This is a genomic window from Devosia sp., assembly GCF_041917035.1.
Classification (GTDB): Bacteria; Pseudomonadota; Alphaproteobacteria; order Rhizobiales; family Devosiaceae; genus Devosia_A.
Map to the genome: position 1 here is coordinate 1 of NZ_JAYRYM010000370.1, position 2645 is coordinate 2645.

Annotated in this window: 4 protein-coding genes; 1 reads left to right on the top strand and 3 read right to left on the bottom strand. The window is 68.6% G+C overall.

The features are described from left to right. Positions 1 to 34 precede the first annotated feature (34 nt). The 3 genes from coaE to ACE3TU_RS21185 are packed head-to-tail and all read right to left on the bottom strand — an operon-like array spanning position 35 to position 2055. Complete coding sequence (coaE, locus tag ACE3TU_RS21175) at positions 35 to 634, bottom strand: dephospho-CoA kinase (RefSeq protein ID WP_374627840.1); 600 nt, start codon at positions 632 to 634, stop codon at positions 35 to 37. Beyond that, positions 635 to 1456 carry a shikimate dehydrogenase gene (locus tag ACE3TU_RS21180; RefSeq protein WP_374627841.1) on the bottom strand — a complete coding sequence of 274 codons (822 nt, stop codon included), beginning with the start codon at positions 1454 to 1456 and terminating at the stop codon, positions 635 to 637. Beyond that, complete coding sequence (locus ACE3TU_RS21185; RefSeq protein WP_374627842.1) at positions 1453 to 2055, bottom strand: Maf family protein; 603 nt, start codon at positions 2053 to 2055, stop codon at positions 1453 to 1455. The genes ACE3TU_RS21180 and ACE3TU_RS21185 overlap by 4 nt, the downstream gene beginning before the upstream one ends. Before the next feature lie 380 nt (positions 2056 to 2435). Here ACE3TU_RS21185 and ACE3TU_RS21190 point away from each other — a divergent pair. Beyond that, positions 2436 to 2645 (top strand): uroporphyrinogen decarboxylase family protein (locus ACE3TU_RS21190; protein ID WP_374627843.1); only part of this gene is annotated, 210 nt, incomplete at its 3' end.

Genomic DNA, 2645 nt, shown 5'->3' on the forward strand with positions numbered 1-2645 from the left:
CCGGTGGTTTCGGTATCGAGGACGATCTCTCGCTTCATCGGCTGGTCCCGGCTGGCGCGTCGAGCCTCCGGACCAGGGCGGCGACCGCCCGCCGGGTCGCCGCGATCGGTCCGGACGTCTCGAAGACATAGGTGGCGCGCCCGATCTTTTCGGCCTGCGTCCACTGCCGGGCAAGGATGGCCTCGAGCTTTTCCACACTCATGCCCGGCCTGGCGAGCGCCCTCCTCCGCAGCTCCTGCTCATCGACCGTGGTGACGACCACGGCATCGAAACCCCAATCGACACCATTCTCGAACAGCAAGGGGATATCGACCACCGCGAGGCGTGCGCCCGCGGCCTCGGCATCGGCGAGAAATCCGGCGATCCGCGCCCGCACCAGCGGGTGGACGATGGCCTCGAGCTCGCGCAGCCGCGCGGGCTCGGCGACAAGCAAACGGCTCAGCGCGCCACGGTCGATCGCGCCATCCCGGACCACGCCGGCAAAGGCGTGGCCGACCGGTCCGACCGCGGCGCCGCGGTAGAGCTCGTGTACCGCCTCGTCGGACGAAAAGGTCGGCACCCCGAGCGAGCGGAACGCCTCGAGCACCGTCGACTTGCCGGTCGCGATCGAGCCGGTCAGTCCGAGCTTCAGCATCTAGAGGGTTGCCTCCACGGCCCGGCGGAGCTCGGGCGTCACCTGCGGGCGAATGCCGAACCAGGCCTCGAAGCCCGGCACGGCCTGGTGCAGCAGCATGCCCAGCCCGTCCACGGTAGCAAGGCCGCGCGCCCGGGCCTCGGCAAGCAACGGGGTGACGAGGGGCACGTAGACGATATCGGTGACGAGGGCCTTTGATGGCAGCAGGCCGAGGTCGAGCGTTTCGAAGCGGCTTCCATGCATGCCGATGGAGGTGGTGTTGACCACCAGCCCGGCGCCGCCGGCATGGCGCGCGTAGTCCGCGAGGCCACCGGCGACCACCGGCCCGCCGATCTCGGCGGCGAGCTCTGCCGCCTTCTCAGGGGTTCTGTTGAGCAGCACGATCTGGCCGACTCCCCGCTCGCGCAGGGCGACGAGAATGGCGCGGGCGGCCCCTCCGGCGCCCAGGACGATGGCACGAGCGAGTCCCTCGGACCAGCCGGGCCTCGCCTGATCGAGATTGCCGAGGAACCCCATGTAGTCGGTGTTGAAGCCGCGCAGGCCCCGGGCGCCGGCGACCAGTGTGTTGACGGCAGCGATGGTGCGGGCCAGCGGATCGACCTCGTCGCACAGCGCGAAGACCGCTTCCTTGTGCGGTATGGTGACATTGCCGCCGACGAATTCGCCGCCGCGCACCCGGTCGATGAAGCCGGGCAGCGCCTCGGGGGTTACCTCGATCGCCTCGTAACTGGCGGCAAGGCCATGCTGCGCGATCCAGGTGCCATGGATCAGCGGCGAGCGCGAGTGGCGGATCGGATGCCCGATGACAAAGGCCTTCTTCACCTCGAGGAGTCCTCCATGACGGTCGGCGCGTGCCGACGGAGCGCTGCGAGCAGCGGCAGCAGCGGCAGGCCCAGAATGGTGAAATAATCGCCTTCGATCCGTTCGAACAGCCGGATCGAGGGACCTTCGAGCCGATAGGCACCGACGGAGGCGAGGGCCGCAGCGCCTTCGAGGGCGAGGACGGCGTCCCGCTCTGCCGCGGAAAAGGCCCGCATGGTGAGGCTGGCCGTCTCGACCGTCGACCAGCACAGGCTGCCATCGACAACGAGCGCGATACCGGCGTGCAGGGCATGCGTACGGCCGCGCAGCCGGTCAAGTTGCGAGCGTGCCGCGGGGAGGGAATCCGGTTTGTGCAGCAGGTCGCCACCAAGGGCGAGGACCTGATCGGCGCCGATCACCACCTGGCCGGGCCGCGCTGGCAGCGCCAGGGCCTTGGCCTCGGCGAGGCGCCGGGCGACATCGATCGGCCCGCCACCTTTCCCCAGCACCTGCAATTCGAGCGCCCGCTCGTCGATCTGGGCTGGACTCGCGGCGAATCGCAGCCCGGCCCCGGCCAGCAGGGACTGTCGCGCGGCGCTCTTGGAGGCGAGGATCAGCATGGCCGAGCTTTTCCACACTGTCCTTGTTGGCTCAAGTGGGAGGGCGGTGGACAAGGGAGGGATCGGGCCGGGCCGTCGACTTCTCCCCGCTGCCTTGCGGACCATCCACAGGAACGGCCCCGAAATGGTTAGCGAGCGGTTAACGGGGGAAACGGGGACGAGCGGGGCCAGACTTTGCATGCCATGCACAGGGCCGTTAACGGGTTGTTCACCCTTGTGGCATGGTTAACCTCCGGTAAACCGGGGCCGTCGCCCCGTGACCCGGGATGTGCCTCAACGGATTTCCACAGGGGCCGACAGTGCCTGTCTGTGCCGCTGTGGCGCACCGGCCCGTGGTTGTGCGCATCCGGGAATTCCGGATAAACACCGCCATGATAATGATGCTGAAGAATCCAGATTCTCTTGTTTTGGAGGGGGGCGTGACCGCCAGTCCCGTGGGTAAGCCGCTGCTCGAAGCCGTGCTGGGGAGACGCCCGCAGCGATTGCCGGTCTGGATCATGCGGCAGGCCGGTCGCTATCTGCCCGAGTACCGCGCGATCCGCGCCGAGGTCGGCACGTTCCTCGAGCTGTGCTACACGCCCGAGCTTGCC